Source organism: Ralstonia pickettii (genome assembly GCF_016466415.2).
GTDB lineage: Bacteria > Pseudomonadota > Gammaproteobacteria > Burkholderiales > Burkholderiaceae > Ralstonia > Ralstonia pickettii.
Window position 1 is genome coordinate 2,136,949 of the sequence record NZ_CP066771.1, and the last position, 17,291, is coordinate 2,154,239.

General features: G+C 63.4%; 13 protein-coding genes and 1 tRNA gene. 2 read left to right on the forward strand and 12 right to left on the reverse strand.

Annotated elements, in window-relative coordinates:
- Positions 1 to 75 precede the first annotated feature (75 nt).
- The 5 genes from RP6297_RS10090 to RP6297_RS10110 form a co-directional block, all read right to left on the reverse strand.
- Positions 76 to 1,080, reverse strand: coding sequence for an MBL fold metallo-hydrolase (locus RP6297_RS10090; protein ID WP_037028409.1), 1,005 nt, complete (start codon positions 1,078 to 1,080; stop codon positions 76 to 78).
- 210 nt (positions 1,081 to 1,290) lie between these two features.
- Positions 1,291 to 1,782 carry a hypothetical protein gene (locus RP6297_RS10095; RefSeq protein ID WP_037028407.1) on the reverse strand — a complete coding sequence of 164 codons (492 nt, stop codon included), beginning with the start codon at positions 1,780 to 1,782 and terminating at the stop codon, positions 1,291 to 1,293.
- 112 nt (positions 1,783 to 1,894) lie between these two features.
- The gene (locus RP6297_RS10100; protein ID WP_004631054.1) at positions 1,895 to 2,719 is read right to left on the reverse strand and encodes an OmpW/AlkL family protein; all 825 of its coding nucleotides are present in this window, start codon (positions 2,717 to 2,719) and stop codon (positions 1,895 to 1,897) included.
- Positions 2,720 to 2,793: 74 nt separating this feature from the next.
- Positions 2,794 to 4,053, reverse strand: a complete 1,260-nt coding sequence (locus RP6297_RS10105) for a DUF2957 domain-containing protein (RefSeq protein ID WP_037028823.1) — start codon at positions 4,051 to 4,053, stop codon at positions 2,794 to 2,796.
- A gap of 91 nt (positions 4,054 to 4,144) precedes the next feature.
- Positions 4,145 to 5,740 (reverse strand): DUF2957 domain-containing protein, encoded by a 1,596-nt coding sequence (locus tag RP6297_RS10110; RefSeq protein ID WP_037028405.1) that lies wholly within the window; start codon positions 5,738 to 5,740, stop codon positions 4,145 to 4,147.
- A gap of 50 nt (positions 5,741 to 5,790) precedes the next feature.
- Here RP6297_RS10110 and RP6297_RS10115 point away from each other — a divergent pair, with 50 nt between their 5' ends.
- Positions 5,791 to 6,255 (forward strand): hypothetical protein, encoded by a 465-nt coding sequence (locus RP6297_RS10115; protein ID WP_147289733.1) that lies wholly within the window; start codon positions 5,791 to 5,793, stop codon positions 6,253 to 6,255.
- A 225-nt stretch (positions 6,256 to 6,480) separates the two neighbouring features.
- On the opposite strand, the gene RP6297_RS10120 is transcribed toward RP6297_RS10115, so the two are convergent.
- From RP6297_RS10120 to RP6297_RS10140, 5 genes are all read right to left on the reverse strand, one after another.
- A tRNA-Ile gene (locus RP6297_RS10120) sits at positions 6,481 to 6,568 on the reverse strand.
- Positions 6,569 to 6,676: 108 nt separating this feature from the next.
- A complete protein-coding gene (rpoD, locus tag RP6297_RS10125; RefSeq protein ID WP_216863071.1) occupies positions 6,677 to 9,310 on the reverse strand; it encodes an RNA polymerase sigma factor RpoD in 2,634 nt (877 codons plus the stop codon).
- 169 nt (positions 9,311 to 9,479) lie between these two features.
- Positions 9,480 to 11,291, reverse strand: coding sequence for a DNA primase (gene dnaG / locus RP6297_RS10130; RefSeq protein ID WP_037028403.1), 1,812 nt, complete (start codon positions 11,289 to 11,291; stop codon positions 9,480 to 9,482).
- Positions 11,292 to 11,331: 40 nt separating this feature from the next.
- On the reverse strand, positions 11,332 to 11,781 hold the full coding sequence (locus RP6297_RS10135) for a GatB/YqeY domain-containing protein (RefSeq protein WP_037028821.1): 450 nt from the start codon (positions 11,779 to 11,781) through the stop codon (positions 11,332 to 11,334).
- Between the two features lie 131 nt (positions 11,782 to 11,912).
- A complete protein-coding gene (locus RP6297_RS10140; protein WP_037028402.1) occupies positions 11,913 to 13,136 on the reverse strand; it encodes a BaiN/RdsA family NAD(P)/FAD-dependent oxidoreductase in 1,224 nt (407 codons plus the stop codon).
- A 95-nt stretch (positions 13,137 to 13,231) separates the two neighbouring features.
- Here RP6297_RS10140 and tsaD point away from each other — a divergent pair, with 95 nt between their 5' ends.
- Positions 13,232 to 14,275 (forward strand): tRNA (adenosine(37)-N6)-threonylcarbamoyltransferase complex transferase subunit TsaD, encoded by a 1,044-nt coding sequence (gene tsaD / locus RP6297_RS10145; RefSeq protein WP_037028400.1) that lies wholly within the window; start codon positions 13,232 to 13,234, stop codon positions 14,273 to 14,275.
- 46 nt (positions 14,276 to 14,321) lie between these two features.
- On the opposite strand, the gene folE2 is transcribed toward tsaD, so the two are convergent.
- Together folE2 and dxs are read right to left on the reverse strand one after the other, a co-directional pair.
- Positions 14,322 to 15,128 carry a GTP cyclohydrolase FolE2 gene (folE2, locus tag RP6297_RS10150; RefSeq protein ID WP_037028398.1) on the reverse strand — a complete coding sequence of 269 codons (807 nt, stop codon included), beginning with the start codon at positions 15,126 to 15,128 and terminating at the stop codon, positions 14,322 to 14,324.
- A gap of 249 nt (positions 15,129 to 15,377) precedes the next feature.
- A complete protein-coding gene (gene dxs / locus RP6297_RS10155) occupies positions 15,378 to 17,288 on the reverse strand; it encodes a 1-deoxy-D-xylulose-5-phosphate synthase (protein ID WP_037028396.1) in 1,911 nt (636 codons plus the stop codon).
- Between the last annotated feature and the right edge of the window lie 3 nt (positions 17,289 to 17,291).

Consider the following 17,291-nt stretch of genomic DNA (forward strand, 5'->3'; position numbering starts at 1 on the left):
GCGGCCGAGGATTTGGACCTGCCGACCACTTGCAAGAGGAAGCCGCCGGCGGGCGCTTAACCGATCAGTCCGACATCAATCAGCGCGGTCTGTGCGCAGCGGGCCGTATTCGATCGGCACCCAGGCGAAGGCGTTGCCCTCGCGGCGCACGTGCCCCAGCCCCGGGAACGGAAGATGAGCGCCGGCCACCCAGAGCTTGTCTCGCGCCGCTTCCGCAAACAGCTTGCGGCGCGTGGCGACAGCAGCCTTCTTGTCGACGTCATATTCGAACGCGACCTCGGGGTGCTGGAACTGCACGGCGTGGCTGTGCACGATATCGCCCCACACCAGCAGGCTGTGTCCCTTCGATGCGAACAGGTAACCGCTATGCCCCGGCGTGTGCCCGTTGGCGCGCACCGACCGTACGCCGGGCACCACCTCGTCACCCGGCTTGAATTGCTTGAGCTTGCCCGCAGCGGCATATGGCGCCACTGAGTCGCGCGCCATCTTGAAGAACGGTTGCATGTCGCTCGGTTTGGAAGCGGCAATCGTTTCGCTCAGCCAGAAATCGGCTTCCGGCGCGGCGACATACACCTGCGCATTCGGAAAGGCCGGTTGACCTTGCGGCGTCAGGAGGCCGCATGCGTGGTCCGGATGCAGGTGCGTCAGCAGCACGGCATCGATCTGCTCGGGCTGATAGCCGGAGGCGCGGACGTTGCCGGCCAGGCCGCCCATCGTCGGGCCAAAGCACGTGCCCGACCCCGTATCAACGAGGATGCGCTTGGCACCCGTGTCGATCAGAAAGCCGTTCACCGCCGTCTGCATGCCCGGCGTGTTCGATACAAACATCCGCGCCAGCAGGCTCTGCACCGATTGCGCGTTCAGGCCAAGCAGAGTCTTGGCGGGCAGATCGGTGTAGCCGTCGTAGAGCGCGGTCACCACGTGGTCACCCAGCGCCATACGGTAGTAACCGGGCACTTGGGTGCGTTGTTGCGTGGCAGCGGTAGCGGCTGAAGTTGCAGTTTGGGCTTGGGCGACTCCGAAAGACGTCGCCATCGCGGCGGCCACGGCTATCACGGCGACAGAAGTAAGCAAACGCATGTCTTGGCTCCTGGGAAAGACCGCTGCCCCGGTGCAGCGGCAAAAGCCGGATCATGCCACCGCCCAGCGCATTGCGTTGCCGCCATTGACGACAGGGGTATTGCCCACACAGAAAGCCGGCCCGGAAAAGAAACAAGGCCCGACATGCCGGGCCCATGCTTCAGACCAATCGACGGCGGCTGCGCAACCGCCCGTCAACCGGGTACGTGCTTATTGCACGTGGAACTTCGGCGTCGACACCACCGTGCCGCTCACCGTACAGTCCGGCGTGAGCAATGCGTTGGTGAACGTGAGCGACGAGTTCGGATCGTTCCAGGTGGTTACGACCTTGCTGGGGCCACAGCTGCCCAGCAGAAATACGCTGACTCCCGCGTTGTTGATCGACAGCTGGGTGGTGCTGTCGGCTTGGCCAGTCCACGGGGTCGCGCCCGAGATGAGGCCGCACGTCCCGCCGCCGGTAAACGATGTGGACGTGATGTTGACAATGCCCGAAGGCGTGATCGTACCGGTGAAGGTCGCTGTGCAATTGGCGCTGATGGAGCCTTTGGACAGCGTGGTCGCCCCGGTGACCGAGAATGGCTCGCCATTCGGGTTCATCGGTTGACCATCGACACGCGAAACGGTGACGGCAAGTGCGGGTGTGGCTGCTACGGTGGCAAGTGCGAGTGCAACTGCAAGAGTTACGACTTTACGTGTGCTCATTTATTGCCTCACTAGAACTGACGGTAGAAACCGCCTTAAGAATGCGGCGCGAACCGGTTCCCGCTCGAATCACGCCGCGCCGATTAGCCAGGCGCAGACAGCCGACACCCGGCTAAAACTTGTACGACACCCCAACGAACGTGATGATCGGATTGGCCTTGAGCGTGGTCTTGGTGGTGGCCAGCGTGGTGCCATCCGACGCTTTGATGACGGTCGCCGCCTCGGTCTTGAGCGGCAGATACGAGACCGTTGCCGTCAATGCCCATTGCTTGTTGATCGCGTAGCTCGCACCGAGGTTGAAGATCGGCGCCCACGACGACGACGATTTCCCCTCGACATACGTCGGCCCCGGCTTGCCTGCCCCCGCTGCCAGGACGCTGCCCAGTTCGCGATTCACGGCCGCCGCAAAGTACGGATTCAGCTCGATGTTGGTGAAGAAGCTGTAGACCACACCCACGCCCACGAACGGACGGAACGTCGACTGCGCGTGCCCGAAGTACCACTGCAGGATGACCCCGGGGCTCCATTGGCGGGCCTTGCGCACGGCGGGCTGATTGGACGGGTCGTCCAGATCGACGTGACCGAGCGCCCCTGCGGGCCCGGGTGCGCGGATCACGCCATGCCCGGTCAGCTTGAATTCGGGCGGCACGCCGGCAATCGTGGTCAGCGCAATGTTGTCGGTAAAGAAGTGCGTGAGCGTCAGGCCCAGCGTGTTGGCGTTGCTCACGCGCAGCCCGCTGTTGGGCGACGTGAAGCTGCCGGGCAAGCGCAGCGGATCATTGATCGGCGCATTGATCACGCTGGTGGTCAGGTTGTTGCTCGAGTCCTGCGGCATGATGTGGAACCAGCCCACCGTCGCCACGTTGTCACCGGCCTGCTGCGCCATGGCGCCTGCGGATGCGCAGGCCGCCATCAATGCGACAGTCAGTTTCTTCATGATGCTTCCTCCTGTTGTTCTGAGCGGAGCGCGGTTCTCTGTGCCGCGCCCCGTGGCGTGTGTTTCCGGAAACATCACTGCACGAAGGCGCCCACGGTGAAGTACGGGTTCTTCGTATCGCTCATGTCCAGGAAGCCGAAGGTCTTGCCGGTGAAGATCAGCTTGCCCGTCGGGGCCGAGCCGGCAGGCGCGCTGGTCTGCGTGGTCCGGATCACGCCCGGGACGGTCTGCGTGAAATCCAGGTTCAGCGGTCGCGCCAGCGCTGCCTGCGACGCGTTGAACGGATCGAGCATCGTGGCCTGCGCGCCCACCAGCGCCGTGGCACGGTAGTTGAACGTGCTGTCCACACCGGTGTATTCGCCGTCTTGCGAGCCCTGCGCGATGTTGCCGACCGGTGCCATGATCGAAATGCCGGACTCGTCGTCTGCCACCGGCGGGCCGGCCGTCAAGTCGGAATTGGCCGCACCGACGCGAATGAAGACTGGCACGAGCTGGCCATACAGCTTGCCCACGATCATCACGCCCTTGCCCGCCTTGGCCGGATCCAGCGACGACACCGTTGCCGGCACCTGCGGCTGATAGTTCAGCGTGGTGAAGGCCGGCGCGTCGCTGCGCAGCGTCAGCTTCTGGTTGACCGTCGCGCTTGACGTCAGGCACGCCCCGCCGTTCTTCACCCCGAGGTTGTCGCACTCGGTGTAGGTGCCATCCGCATTGATGGTGAACCGGGCATCGACCGCCTGCTGCGAGAAGCTCTGCGACGGCACCTGGTGATAGCCAAGCTGGTTGTAATTGCCAGCGATCCTGTTCAGATCGGTCTCGGTGTTCGAGAAGCTGATGAACGGGTAATACGGGAACGTGGTCTGCGCAATCTTGCCCACGCCAACGATGCCGTCGAACTGAATCGTCGCACCCGGAATCGTGCCGCCGAGCACGCCCTGCCCGAGGAAGAACCGCGCAGGCCGGCTCGGATCGAGGCTCGCGTTATTCAGGCGGAACGCGCACTGGTTCAGCTTCTCGGTCGGCAGCGCCGGCTCTTGCGTGAGCGTGCCGGTCTGCACGTTGTTGGGCGCCGTATCGCGGGTGGGCGCCACGGTGCCCGTCTTGACCGGAATTGGCGAGGCCAGATACGTGATCTGGTACGTCATCTTCGTTGTGTCGAGCTGCACCTTCACGAGTTCGCCCGAGCCCGACCCGCCGGTGAACACGGTGTTGTAGTCGATGGCCTGCGGACACAGGCGCTGGATCACCGGGGCCGGCGAATCATCTCCGCCGCCTCCACACGCCGTCACCATCGGCGCGCACGCGAGCACGACCAACCATTTACGCCATTGCATTTGCGTCTCCTCCATGTTGTTGTTCAGCCGCGGCGACGCCACGTGTACATGTCACGCACGCCGCCGCATGTGGTTTTCGTTGCTGCGCGCTTCACTGGACGAATGCGCCGACCGTGAAGAACGGGTTGTACTTGTTGTTGTTCATGAGCATCGCGTACACGTTGCCGACCTTGACCGCCACGCCGGTGTCTCCCGCCTTGAACAACGCGACGTTGCCGCTGGCGCCCCGCGCGTTGAAGTCGTTCTGCGCGGTCACGATCAGCTTGCCCGGCGAGCTTTGCGTGTAGTCGAGCCCGAACTGCGCCGTCACACGCGAGGTGAGCGGGTTGATGAAGGCGGCGGTGCCGTTCTGGAACAGCGTCGAGGTGTAGTTGGCGGCCAGCGTCGATACAGCCGTGCCGTCGCTGCAGTTGCCGGCATTGGCGTGGAAGAAGCCACCGCTGTAGGAACCCGACAGCTCCGGATGATCGATCGTCGCGTTCAAGCCGTTGCCGCTGGCAGGCGCACCGCTCGGACCGTTGTTGGTGACCACGCCGCAAGCTGAGCCGCTGGTCGCCCCCACATAGCCCCCCTTGAGCGCGTTGGCCGGGATCGCCGTTGCAGGTGACAGGATCGAGATGCCGATCTGATCATCCGCCACCGAAGCCAGCAGGTTTGTCGGATCGCTATGCGAATAGCCGACACGGATCACCACCGGCACCACCTGCCCGTTGAGCTTGCCGGCAATCAGAATGCCTTTGGCCTGGCTCGGCGCCAGCAGCACCAGCGGCGACACTTGACCGACATACGGATACGGCACGCTGCTGCTGGTCGGGTTGCTGACAAACACGTTGTCCTGCGAGCCATCGGTGTTCTGACGCAGCGTCCAGGGCGTGCCCGTCGTGTGGCAGGAATAGTCGATCCCTTCGGCCGTACACGAGCCGTCCGCTTTTAACTTTTGCGTCCAGTTGACGGCGTCGGGCTGCCAGCCTTGCGGCGCCGAGGTCTGGTTGCCCGAACCCGTGGGCGTGACATGCACGCCAACCTGGTTGTAGCGCCCAGCAACCTGCGAGAAATCCGTCACTGTCTCGGAGAAGCCCAGGAACGGATAGAAGTCGAACGTGCGCGAGGGCACTGCGCCAATCACGACGCCGGGAATCGGCTGAATGCCGGCAAACTGGATCGTCGCCCCCGGAATGCCGCCCCCCACGATGCCCTGGCCGACAAACAGCATCGGCGGGTCTTGCGGATTGACGGTGATCGCGTAGCTGTTGTCCGCCGTCTTGCCCGACTGCAGCACGAAAGCACAGCGGTTCTGCTCAGGAGTCGGCAAGTTGGTCGGATGGACGAACGTGCCGTTGATGGTCAAGCCCTTGCGCGTCGTATTGACCTGCCCCGCCGAGGTCGGCACCGACGATTCCAGAAACTGCATCTGGTACGTGTTCTTGCTTGTGTCGAACTTGACCTTGATGTACTCGCCGCTGCCCGAGCCGCCCGTGTACGTCGTCGTGTAGTCGAGCGCTGCCGGGCACAGACTGGTCGGCGTGCTCGGTGTGGTGACCGCTCCGCTGGGCGGGCAAGAGCTGCCCGAACACTGCGCAACATCCGACAAGCCGGGGTCGTCTGCCCCGCCGCACCCGCCAATGAACGGCATGGCAACTATGCAACTGATTGCCATGACAACAAAAAGATGACGTCGACTACCCATGGTTGTCTCCTCACGTTTTGGAACTTGTTGTGTTGTGGGCCGGCGAATATGTGGAACAGCCGGTCAATACCCCCGCCTGCCGGCGAATTGCAGCCGACAGCGCACGATCTGCCCAGTCGGCAGATCGACTTGCAAACGTCAAAAACGACGGGCGTGCTTGGGTCGCGTTACCGGTAATCGGCCGGTATCACGCTGATCGGCTGGGCGCCGATCCCAAGAAAAATCGTGGTAATGCTGCTAGCGCGGATGAGCTTCACCACCGCTGCTGCAGTGATGACGATGGCGATGACGCGCGTGGGCACGCGCAAAAGCGGAATGCTGGAAGGGCCCGTTTTGAATGCGTAACATCCTGTGTCTCCAAAGGATACGCTACTGGCTATTTACTTATCGTTATGGCCAAAACTATGGTCCGGCCGGAGTATGAAGTAAATAGAGATTTCATTCAAAACAGCGGCGGCAATCCCCCGCACAAGCAGGCGCGGCGCGGTTTGGTGGCCTTTCAAACGCGGGAATGAAACCGTTTCGTTTGAAGCGTTTTAAACTCCTCCCTCCGGTTGGGGGGAATGCCCGCGCAGTGCGGCTTATTCAATTATGTCGAAATGAATATATTTCGCCGGGAGCCACCGCATTAGCAAAATACGATCCCGAGACAATAACGCGCGTAAGAAAAAGAAAAAGCCGCCACATGGAATGGCATACAAACGCGGAAGAAAGGGAAGAAAAGGCGGGAGGGGAAAGAATGGTGGGCCGGGTGGGATTCGAACCCACGGTGTCCTTTCGGAGGCGGATTATGAGTCCGCTGCCTGCAACCAGCACGGCGTCCGGCCCTGTAAAACGAGAAAAAAAGAGACCCGGCGCTTAGGCCGGGCCCGACGCAGGATTTTACCTGAAAGTGGGCGCGAGCCCACTCGGAAAATCGCCTGCTTCGCTAGAAGATCAGCTTCCCTCTAGGAAGCTCTTCAGCTTGTCGGAGCGGCTCGGATGGCGCAGCTTGCGCAGTGCCTTCGCTTCGATCTGACGGATACGCTCGCGGGTCACGTCGAACTGCTTGCCGACTTCTTCCAGCGTGTGGTCAGTGCTCATTTCGATACCGAAACGCATGCGCAGCACCTTGGCTTCGCGCGGCGTCAGCGAATCGAGCACGTCCTTCACCACGCCGCGCATGGAACCATGCAGCGCCGCTTCGGCCGGGGCCAGCGTGTTCGTATCCTCGATGAAATCGCCCAGATGGGAATCGTCGTCGTCACCGATCGGCGTTTCCATGGAGATCGGCTCCTTCGCGATCTTCATGATCTTGCGGATCTTGTCTTCCGGCATCTCCATCTTCTCGGCCAGCGTTGCCGGATCCGGTTCATTGCCGGTTTCCTGCAGGATCTGACGCGAGATGCGGTTCATCTTGTTGATCGTCTCGATCATGTGCACCGGAATACGGATGGTGCGCGCCTGGTCGGCGATCGAACGCGTGATCGCCTGACGGATCCACCACGTGGCGTACGTCGAGAACTTGTAGCCGCGACGGTATTCGAACTTGTCCACCGCCTTCATCAGGCCGATGTTGCCTTCCTGGATCAGGTCGAGGAACTGCAGACCGCGGTTGGTGTACTTTTTGGCGATCGAGATCACCAGCCGCAGGTTGGCCTCGGTCATCTCACGCTTGGCCTCGCGAGCGCGGCGCTCGCCTTCCGACATCTTGCGGTTGACGTCCTTCAACTCGGCCAGCGGCAGCACCACGCGCGCCTGCAGGTCGATCAGCTTTTGCTGCAGTTCGTGCACAGCCGGCACGTTGCGCTCGACGATGGTGCTGTACGGCTTACCGTCGGCCACCACGGTCTCGATCCACTTCAGGTTAGTCTCGTTGCCCGGGAAGCGCGCAACGAAGTCGCTGCGCGGCATGCCGCACTTGTCCACCACGATGTTCAGGATGGCGCGTTCGAGCTTGCGCACTTCGTCCACCTGGCCGCGCAGCGTGTCGCACAGGCGCTCGACGTTGCGCGCCGTGAAGCGGATCGTCATCAGCTCGGCCTGGATGGCTTCCTGTGCCTTCACGTAAGGCTTGGACTTGTAGCCTTCCTTCTCGAACGCACGGCGCATCTTGTCAAACTGCTCGCCGATCACACCAAACTTGACCAGCGCGGCCTGCTTGAGCTCTTCGAGTTGACGGGCCGAAGCTGCGGCAGCGCCGGCACCTTCATCGTCCTCGTCTTCCTCTTCGTCGCCTTCTTCTTCGGCTTCCTCTTCCTCGAATTCCTCCTCTTCCTCAGCAGCAGCGGCTGCATCGGCTTCGGCGTTCGGGTCGATCAAGCCATCGATGTACTCGTCGATCTTGGCTTCGTCGTTGGCCACGCGCTCGCCCATGGCGAGGATTTCGGAGATGGTGACCGGGCAGGCCGAAATGGCCATGACCATGTCCTTCAGGCCGGCTTCGATGCGCTTGGCGATCACGATTTCGCCTTCGCGCGTCAGCAGCTCAACCGTGCCCATTTCGCGCATGTACATGCGCACCGGGTCGGTCGTGCGGCCGAATTCGGAGTCAACCGTCGACAGCGCGGCTTCAGCTTCTTCTTCAGCTTCCTCTTCCGTGGTCACGGAAGGTGCGTTGTCGTTCAGGAGCAGCGTTTCGGCGTCCGGCGCCTGCTCGTACACGGCAACGCCGATGTCGTTGAGCGTGGCAACCAACGTTTCCAGCGACTCCACATCGACCATGTCGTCGGGGAGGTGGTCGTTGATTTCGGCGTAGGTCAGGTAGCCGCGCGATTTGCCCAGCTTGATCAGCGCCTTGAGCTTCTGGCGGCGGGCCTCAAGCTCTTCTTCCGAACCGCCTTGCTGCGAGGCAGCGAATTCCTTGAGCAGGGCTTTTTCCTTGGCCTTGCGGTCACGGGCCTTCAGCTTTTCGGTTTTCGGTGCCGGAGCGGCGGGGGTGTCAAATTCTTCAGTCACGTCCGTGCTGCTGTCGTCTGCCTGCGTCTCTGCCTTGGGCTTGCGGCCGCGCTTCTTGGGCTCGGCTGCTGCTTCGGCGCGGGGCGCGGGAGGAGTTGTGGGGGTGGCCTCTGCCTGGGCGGTGCGCTTGGTGTCCTCCGCGGCCGCCTTGGCTGGCTTGGCTGCGGTGTTGGTACGAGCGGTACCCGTCTTGGTTGCGCTTGCGCTGGCAGGGGTCTGCTTGCTCTCGACTTCGGTAACTTTCGATTTCGCCACGGTGGTTGTCTTGCCCTTGAGTGCGACGGAAGCGGCTGTGCCGCCAGGTCTGGCGCTCGTGCTCATCGACGTCGAGACCTTGCCTGAGGTTGAAGATTGGATCGCGCCCTTTGTGCGCGCTGTCGGTTTGACAGTCTTGGCGGCGACGGCGATATCGGCGGTCTGGCGCGGCTGGGTTTTCCCCGTCTTTGCCGGCGCAGTGGCCTTCACTCCTGTCGATCCCGCCTGCCCTACATGAGTCCGACCATTCGCGACTTTCGCCGTTCCCGCTGATGTCTTTCCTCCTCCCGAGCCGCGCGCCGATGAGGATCGCTTGGCAGAATCAGAAGCAGGACTGGCCTTGGAACCGGCCTTCGCGGAGGTCTTCACCTTCACCATGGGCACGCTCACTCCCCCAAAAATGGGAAAAAGGACTTGCAATCCAAACCGGCTATTCTAGCACGCCAGACCAAGCCGGTCTAAACGAAAATCGGGTTTTCGCCTGAAAAATCAAGGGGCTACCCGCAATTGCCCGCCCCGCTTGGGGCTTGCCTCTGCGGCGCATGCACTACACAAGCTGCCGCCGGCGGCTGATTTCGCCCACCAGCCAGCGCATGCGCTCCTTGTCTTCGTCGCCGGCATGACCGGCTTCCATCTTGCGTTGCAACATCTCCAGCTCGCGCTTCAGCGGCTCCGCGAGCATCTTTTGTACGGCGGCATCAAATTCGGAAATGGCCGGCTCCAGCTCGATATCGTCTTGCAGCACAGCCGTACGCAGTCCGGCAAACGCTTCGGCGTAGGGCGTCTGACCGAGACGCTCGATGAAGGCGCCGAAGTGCACTGCCGGACCCGCAGCATCGCATTCGGCGAGCAGCCCCGCCAATACCTCACCTTGGGGCAATTGAGGCGCAGTCAACTGGGCGCGGGCATCGGCGTCGAGCCGGGCCGCCAGCGCGGGATAGCGCATCAGCAGGCGCAGCACCTTCTGCTCAAGCGCCGTGGGTGCGGTGCGCGCCACCCGGGGCCGTTTCTGTGTCATGCGCCCTGCTTGTGCCGGGTCGCTGCGAAGACCGCATAGCGCTTCGATATCGGCGGGCGTGGTGCCGGTCATTTCTGCCAGACCGCGCACGATCTGCAGGCGCAGTCCGCCAGCGGGCATGGCACTCAGCAGCGGCTTGGCTTCATATTGGGCGCGGGCACGCCCCTCGGGCTGGCGCAGGTCGAGGTCTTCTGTCACAGCCTGCAGCAGGAAGCGTGACAGCGGCATCGCGTTGTGGACTTCACGGGCGAAGGCCTCGGTGCCCTCTTCGCGCACGAAGCTGTCCGGATCGTGCTCCGCGGGCAGGAAGAGGAACTTGATGGTCTTGTTGTCGGTGGCGTGCGGCAGGCAGGCTTCGAGCGCACGACGTGCGGCGCGGCGCCCGGCGCTATCTCCATCAAACGAGAAGATGACGGTGTCGACCTGCCGCAGCAGCTTCTGCACGTGAGTCGGCGTGCACGCCGTGCCCAGCGTAGCCACCGCATTGGCAAACCCCAGCTGCGCCAGCGCGACGACGTCCATATAGCCTTCCACGACCAGCACATAGGCGAACTCGCGGATGGCGTTGCGTGCCTCGAACAGCCCGTACAGCTCGGTGCCCTTGCTGAACAGCGGCGTTTCGGGAGAGTTGAGATATTTCGGCTCGCCCTGCCCCAGCACCCGGCCGCCGAACCCGATCACCACGCCCTTGGTATTGCGGATGGGGAACATGATGCGATCGCGAAACCGGTCGTAGCGACGGTGCGAACCATCGGCGCCGGTCTTCTCGCTTTCGATGACGAGACCGGCTTCGATGAGCGGTGCGGCGGTGGCGTCTTCGCGGTATGGGCCGAACACGGCTTCGAGCGATTGCCAATCGTCCGGCGCATAGCCGAGGCCAAAGTGTGCGGCGATCTCGCCGGTCAGGCCGCGGCCTTTGAGGTATTGGATGGCGTTGGGGGCGCTGCGCAATTGCTTGCGGAAGTGATCGCACGCGCGGGCCATGACGTCACCGAGAGCAACGGTCTTGGCTTGCTGCTCGGCCCGCGCCGCAGGCGGCAATCCCCCGCGCTCTTCGGGCACGACCATGCCGACGGACTGTGCAAGATCCTTGATGGCCTCGACGTACGACTGCCCGGAAAACTCCATCAGGAAGCCAATCGCCGAGCCATGCGCGCCGCAGCCGAAGCAGTGATAGAACTGTTTGGTGGGCGATACCGAGAAAGACGGCGATTTCTCGTTATGGAACGGGCACAGCCCCATGAAGTTGGCGCCGCCCTTCTTCAATTGCACGTAACGGCCTACCACGTCGACGATATCGACGCGGTTGAGCAGGTCGTCAATGAACGGCTGCGGGATCACGCGGAGTGCGCCCCTTGGATGCTGCGAGGGTGGAGGGGATTCAGGCGCCGGTCAGGGCGGCCTTCACGCGTGCCGAGACTTGCGTCATGTCGGTACGGCCAGCCAGGGCCGGCTTGAGGACGCCCATCACTTTGCCCATGTCCTGCGGGCCCGAGGCACCGACCTTGGCCACGGCGTCACGCACCGCAGCGTCGACTTCGGCTTCCGACAGCTGTGCGGGCATATAGACCTGCAGCACAGCGACTTCTGCCGCTTCCTTGGCGACGAGATCGTCACGGCCGGCTTGCTCGAATGCGGTGATGGAATCCTTGCGCTGCTTGAGCATCTTGTCGATCACGGCCAGCACGGCAGCGTCATCCAGTTCAATGCGCTCGTCCACCTCGCGCTGCTTGATGGCAGCCTGCAACAGGCGGATCGTGCCCAGGCGATCCGTTTCCTTGGCGCGCATGGCCGCCTTCATGTCTTCCGTGATCTGGGCCTTGAGGGACAACTGCGACATTCCGAACTCCGATAAACGGCAAAACCCGCTTGGACGGTGGGCCCAGCGGGTTGCAAACTTGAAAAATGGATCACTGATCGTAGCACAGAACCCGGACAGTTCCAGGACCGATCCGTGGGGGATCAGCGGGCCGAGGCAGCCTCGCCCGCCGCGACGGCCGAAGCCCACGCCCATTGGAAGTTGTAGCCGCCAAGCCAGCCCGTCACGTCGACCACCTCGCCGATAAAGTACAGGCCGGGCGCCGATTGGGCCTCCATCGTGGCGGAGGACAGCGCGCGCGTATCGACCCCGCCGCGCGTCACTTCGGCCTTCCGGTACCCTTCACTGCCGGACGGAGTCAGTTCCCATCGGTTCAGCGCCGCGCCAAGGTTGCGAAGCACCTTGTCGGGCAACTCGGCAATCGGGGCCTGCGGGTGGGCGCCGTGCGTGGCGCACCATGCCTGCGCGACGCGTTCCGGCAGGCGCTGCGCCAGGACCGTACCGAGTTGCTTGCGTGAGCCGGTTTTCTCATCGCACAGCCACTGCCCGGCGTCGGTGTCCGGCAGCAGATCGACAAGAAGCGGCTGGCCGGCATGCCAAAAACTGGAGATCTGCAGCACCGCCGGACCCGACAGCCCGCGATGGGTGAGCAGCAAGTCTTCTCGGAACGTCGTAGCGCTGCCCTTGCGGCCGCCCTTGGCCGGAGGCTGCGCAACGGTCACGTCCACTTCCATCGACACGCCCGACAACGCCGAGAACGGCGCCCAATGCTCGGCGTTGAAGGTGAGCGGCACCAATGCCGGGTGCGTCTCAACGATCTTCAAACCGAATTGGCGCGCAATGCGATACCCGAAATCGGTCGCGCCGATCTTGGGGATGGACAGGCCGCCCGTGGCGATCACCACCTTGTTGGCGACGATCTCGCCCGCACTGGTCGACAGGCGATAGGCCTCGCCGTCCTTGCCGACTTCAGCGATCGCGCAGCCGGTGCGCCAGATGACGTTGCCCCGCTCGCATTCCGTTTCGAGCATGCGGATGATGTCTTCCGCACTGTCGTCGCAGAAGAGCTGGCCCTTGTGCTTCTCGTGATACGGAATGCGGTAGCTGGAGACGAGGCTGACGAAGTCCTGCGCCGTGTACCGCGCCAGCGCCGAGCGGCTGAAGTGCGGGTTGTTCGACAGGTAGTTGGCCGGACCCGCGTTGATGTTCGTGAAGTTGCAGCGGCCACCGCCAGAAATGCGAATCTTCTCCGCCAGCTTTGTTGCGTGATCGATCAGCACCACGCGCGCGCCCCGCTGCCCGGCCACGGCCGCGCACATCATCCCGGCCGCGCCTGCGCCGATCACCGCTACATCGCACCGCATCATGATCGCTGCGCCGCCCTATTCTTGAAGAAACCGCGCATTTTAACTTGTGCTATCTTCGGCGGCCTTCCCATTGCAACTACTCACACCCGCTTGCCATGCTGGTCCTCGGCATCGAATCCTCCTGTGACGAAACCGGCGTCGCCCTGTACGACACGGCGGCTGGCCTGCGCGCGCATGCGCTGTATTCGCAGATCGCCATGCACCGCGAGTACGGCGGTGTGGTGCCTGAGCTGGCCTCGCGCGATCACATCCGCCGCGTGATTCCGCTGCTCGAAGAGGTGCTCGGCAAGGCGGGCGCCACACGCGCGGACATCGACGCCATTGCCTATACGAAGGGCCCCGGGCTGGCAGGCGCACTGCTGGTGGGCGCTTCGGTGGCGAACGCGCTGGCATTTGCACTGGGCAAACCGCTGGTCGGCGTGCATCACCTGGAGGGGCATCTGCTCTCGCCGTTGCTGGAGGCCGACCGGCCGGAGTTTCCGTTCCTGGCGCTGCTCGTCTCGGGCGGGCATACGCAGTTGATGCGCGTCGATGCCGTCGGCCAGTACACGCTGCTTGGCGAGACGCTCGACGATGCCGCCGGCGAAGCCTTCGACAAGACCGCCAAGCTGCTCGGCCTCGGCTATCCGGGCGGCCCCGCCGTTTCGCGCCTGGCCGAGTTCGGCAACCCGGGCGTGTTTGACCTGCCCCGACCGATGCTGCATTCGGGCAATTTCGATTTCTCGTTCGCGGGCCTCAAGACCGCGGTGCTCACCCAGGTGCGCAAGCTCAACCTGACCGATAGCGAAACCTGCCACCAGCCGCGCGCGGACCTTGCCCGGGCGTTTGTCGACGCCATCGTCGAAGTGCTCGTCAAGAAGACGCTGCGCGCCGCGCGCGAGCATGGCCTCAAGCGCATCGTCGTGGCCGGCGGCGTGGGCGCCAATCGCCAATTGCGCGAGGGGCTGAACGCCGAGGGCAACAAGCGCGGCCTGCGCGTTTATTACCCCGACCTGCAGTTCTGCACCGACAACGGCGCGATGATCGCCTTTGCCGGCGCCATGCGGTTGCAGGCAGACCCCGCCCAGGTGCAGGACGGCTACGGCTACGGCGTGACGCCGCGCTGGGACCTCGAAGACATCCGCATTCACGAGGCATGAAAAAAGCCGCTCGGTTGAGCGGCTTTCTCTTGGGGCGGCGCGTCGATTAGTTGTCGGTGCGTTTGTCGCGCTCGATCAGCGCATAGGCGCTGTGGTTGTGAATCGACTCGAAGTTTTCCGCTTCCAGCGTGTAGGCGACGATGCGGTCGTCCTGGTTCAGGCGCATGGCGATATCGCGCACCAGGTCTTCCACGAACTTCGGATTTTCGTACGCACGCTCGGTCACGAACTTCTCGTCCGGACGCTTAAGCAGGCCCCACAGTTCGCACGACGCTTCTTCTTCGGCCATGCGGATCAGCGATTCCACCGGCGTATCGGCGGCCAGCTCGGCATCGATCGTGATGTGCGAGCGCTGATTGTGGGCGCCGTACTGCGAGATCTTCTTCGAGCACGGGCACAGGCTCGTCACCGGCACCAGCGCCTTGACGCGAACCTTGGTATGGCCGTCGCGCACTTCGCCAATCATCGTCACTTCATAGTCCATCAGCGACTGCACGCCCGACACCGGGGCCGTCTTGCTGACGAAATACGGGAAGTGGACTTCGATGCGGCCGGCGTCGGCTTCGAGCTTCTCCAGCATCTTTTCCAGCAGCAACTGGAATTGCGCCAGATTCAGGGGCTCGCGCTCTTCTTCAAGCAGCGCGACGAAGCGCGACATGTGCGTGCCCTTCTGGTCGGCCGGCAGATGCACGTCGAGGTTGTACGTGCCGACGGTATTCAGCACGCCCGAAGGCGTTTGCAGCGACATCGGGTAACGCACACCGCGCACGCCAACACGCTGAATGGGAATCTGGCGGTTATCGTGGCTGGACTGCACGTCCGGCATCGCGAAAGCCGGGTTCATATCGTTCATGATCGGTTTCCTTTACGGTCGCCCGGCCATCGCAGTCGGCCGGCACGCAACGAGTGTGAAACCGCGGAACCTGGCTGATGCTGACCACCCCTCAAGTGATCGACTCGGCCCATCCCGCGACTGCGCACACAATTCAAAAATAGGACTGGCGGAGTGTAAAAGAAATCTCCTACCTTTGCAGTCAACTACTCAAACCCCCGGCTGCAATGCGGGTGATTGATTCTGCCTATGGCGCGGGGCCAAAGTGCCTCAGGCGACGCGCGGGGCGGCAGCACGCGGCTGTACGGCAAAACGCTCGCGGATGGAAGCGAGGATGCCATTGGCGTCCAGCCCGCATTGCGCCAGCAGCGCCGCGTGATCACCGTGATCGACAAAGCGGTCGGGCAGGCCGAGTTGCAGCACTGGCGTGGCGACACCTGCGCAAGCCAGTGCTTCCAGACAGGCGCTGCCTGCACCGCCCATCACGCAGCCTTCCTCTACGGTGACCACGTAATCGTGCGTGCGGGCCATTTCCAGCACGCAAGCCACGTCGAGAGGCTTGACGAAGCGCATGTTGACCAGGGTCGCGTCCAAACGCTCAGCCGCTGCCGAAGCCGGGGCCACCATCGAACCAAATGCCAGAATCGCCACACGCTGGCCGGCCGGAGCCGTCGACGCGCGGCGCACTTCGGCCTTGCCCACGGGCAGCGACTCCAGCGTCGGCTGCACCGCCACGCCCGTGCCGGCACCCCGCGGATAGCGGACCGCTGTCGGGCCATCTTGCGCGAAGGCTGTGCTGAGGAGTTGGCGGCATTCGTTCTCGTCGGCCGGCGTCATCACCATCATGTTGGGGATGCAGCGCAGGTAGGCAATGTCGTAGGCACCGGCGTGCGTGGCGCCGTCTGCACCGACCAGCCCTGCGCGGTCCAGCGCAAATACCACCGGCAGGTTCTGCAGCGCCACGTCGTGGATCAACTGGTCGTAGCCGCGCTGCAGGAACGTCGAATAAATCGCAACGACCGGCTTGAGCCCCTCGCACGCCAGGCCGCCGGCAAAGGTGACGGCGTGCTGCTCGGCGATGCCGACGTCGTAATAGCGATCGGGAAAGCGCTGTTCGAACTCCACCATCCCCGAGCCTTCGCGCATGGCCGGCGTGATACCCACCAGGCGCTTGTCCGCCGCCGCCATATCGCACAGCCATTGGCCGAACACTTGCGTGTACGTGACCTTGGCCGGACGCCCCGAAGGCTTGATGCCCTCCTGCGGATTGAACTTGCCCGGGCCGTGATAGAGGATCGGATCAGCCTCGGCCAGCTTATAGCCCTGGCCCTTCTTGGTGACGACGTGCAGAAACTGCGGGCCGCCACCTTCACGTGCGCGCTGGCGGATGTTCTGCAGCGTCGGTACCAGCGATTCCAGATCGTGCCCGTCGATCGGACCGATGTAGTTGAAGCCGAACTCCTCGAACATCGTCGCCGGCACGAACATGCCCTTGGTGTGTTCCTCGAAGCGCTTGGCAAACTCGAGCACCGGCGGCGCCACCGACAGCAGCTTTTCCACGCCCTTCTTGGTGGCCGCGTAAAACTGCCCGCTCATCAGCCGCGCCAGATAGCGATTCAGCGCCCCCACCGGCGGCGAGATCGACATGTCGTTGTCGTTGAGCACGACCACCAGCGGCAGGTCTTTATAGACGCCCGCGTTGTTCATCGCCTCGAAGGCCATGCCGGCGCTCATCGCACCGTCGCCGATCACCGCAATGGCGACGCGGTCTTCGCCCTTGGTCTTGGCGCCCAAGGCCATGCCAAGCGCAGCCGAAATCGACGTGGACGAGTGCGCGGTGCCGAACGTGTCGTACGGGCTCTCGCTGCGGCGCGGGAAACCGGAGATGCCGTCCAGCTGGCGCAGCGAGCCCATCTGGTCGCGGCGGCCCGTCAGGATCTTGTGCGGATAGCTCTGGTGGCCGACGTCCCACACGATGCGGTCTTCCGGCGTGTTGAAGACGTAGTGCAGTGCGATGGTCAGTTCGACCGTGCCCAGGTTCGACGACAGATGGCCGCCCGTTTGAGAGACGGAATCGAGCACGAAGGCGCGCAACTCATCTGCCAGCGGCCCGAGTTGACGGCGGTCCAGGCGGCGCAGGTCGGCCGGATCGTCGATGGTGTTCAGAAGTTCGTACGTCATGTG